General features: G+C 69.2%; 2 protein-coding genes. Both read left to right on the top strand.

The features are described 5' to 3' along the window. On the top strand, positions 1-88 hold an 88-nt coding region (locus AB0Q99_RS34270; protein WP_363578179.1), incomplete at its 5' end, for a potassium-transporting ATPase subunit KdpA. Next, on the top strand, positions 88-1595 hold a 1508-nt coding region (kdpB, locus tag AB0Q99_RS34265; RefSeq protein WP_363578177.1), incomplete at its 3' end, for a potassium-transporting ATPase subunit KdpB. The genes AB0Q99_RS34270 and kdpB, both read left to right, overlap by 1 nt.

Raw genomic sequence — 1595 nt, 5'->3', positions numbered from 1 at the left:
GCTGTCGGGCGTCGTCCTGATCGTCGTCGGCCTCACCTACTTCCCGGCCCTGGCCCTCGGGCCGCTCGCGGAAGGTCTCTCCTCCTGATGTCCACCCCCACGCTCACTCCTTCTCCTTCGTCTTCTCCCTCTCCGGGCGGCAAGACCGATGGCGCGGCGTCCCACAGAGTGGCCAGTGGCCTGCTGGACCCGAAGCTGATCGTCGCGTCCCTGCCGGACGCGGTGAAGAAGCTCGACCCCCGGGTGATGGTCAAGAACCCGGTGATGTTCGTGGTCGAGGTCGGTTCGGTGGTCACCACCGTCTCCGCGATCGCGAGCCCGTCCGTGTTCGCCTGGTCGATCACCGTCTGGCTCTGGCTGACCACGGTCTTCGCCAACCTGGCCGAGGCCGTCGCCGAGGGCCGCGGCAAGGCGCAGGCCGACACGCTGCGCAAGACCAAGACCGAAACCAAGGCTCGTCGCCTGCTGGACTGGCCCAAGAGCCAGGCCGAGGAGGAGGTGCCCGGCACCGCGCTCAAACTCGGTGATCATGTCGTCGTGGAGGCCGGGCAGATCATCCCCGGTGACGGCGACGTGGTCGAGGGTGTCGCCTCGGTGGACGAGTCGGCGATCACGGGTGAGTCCGCGCCGGTGATCCGCGAGTCCGGCGGCGACCGCAGCGCGGTGACCGGTGGCACCAAGGTGCTGTCGGACCGGATCGTGGTGAAGATCGCCTCGGAACCCGGCAAGTCGTTCATCGACCGGATGATCGCCCTGGTCGAGGGCGCCGCCCGGCAGAAGACGCCGAACGAGATCGCGCTCAACATCCTGCTGGCCTCGCTGACCATCGTCTTCCTGGTCGCGGTCGTCACGCTCCAGCCGATGGCCACCTTCGCTGGCGCCCCGCAGTCGATGATCGTGCTGGTCGCCCTGATCGTGGCGCTCATCCCGACCACCATCGGCGCGCTGCTGTCCGCGATCGGCATCGCGGGCATGGACCGCCTGGTCCAGCGCAACGTGCTGGCGATGTCCGGCCGTGCCGTCGAGGCCGCCGGCGACGTCAACACCCTGCTGCTCGACAAGACCGGCACCATCACCCTGGGCAACCGCCAGGCCGCCGAATTCCAGCCGGCCGAGGGCGTGACCGTCGAGGAGCTCGCGAATGCCGCGCAGCTCTCGTCCCTGGCGGACGAGACGCCGGAGGGCCGTTCGATCGTGGTCCTGGCCAAGACCGAGTACGGCCTGCGGGCCCGCGCCCAGGGCGAGTTGACGCACGCCACCTGGGTCCCGTTCACCGCTCAGACCCGCATGTCGGGCGTCGACCTGGACGAGGCCGACGGCGTCCACTCGGTGCGCAAGGGCGCTGCGGGTTCGGTCACCAACTGGGTCACCGAGAACGGCGGCACCGTCGGAAAGGACATCGCCGAGCTCGTCGACGGTATCTCGGCCGCAGGCGGCACTCCGCTGCTCGTCGCGTCCCGGATCGGCAGTGCGGCCCCGAAGGCCCTCGGCGTGATCTATCTCAAGGACGTGGTCAAGGAGGGCATGCGGGAGCGGTTCGACGAGCTGCGCCGGATGGGCATCAAGACCGTCATGATCACGGGCGACAACCCGCT

The sequence above is a fragment of the Kitasatospora sp. NPDC086791 genome, from assembly GCF_040685975.1.
Taxonomy (GTDB): domain Bacteria; phylum Actinomycetota; class Actinomycetes; order Streptomycetales; family Streptomycetaceae; genus Kitasatospora.
The sequence above is the reverse complement of the archived record's forward strand: the minus strand, read 5'-3'. Positions and strand labels throughout refer to the sequence as shown.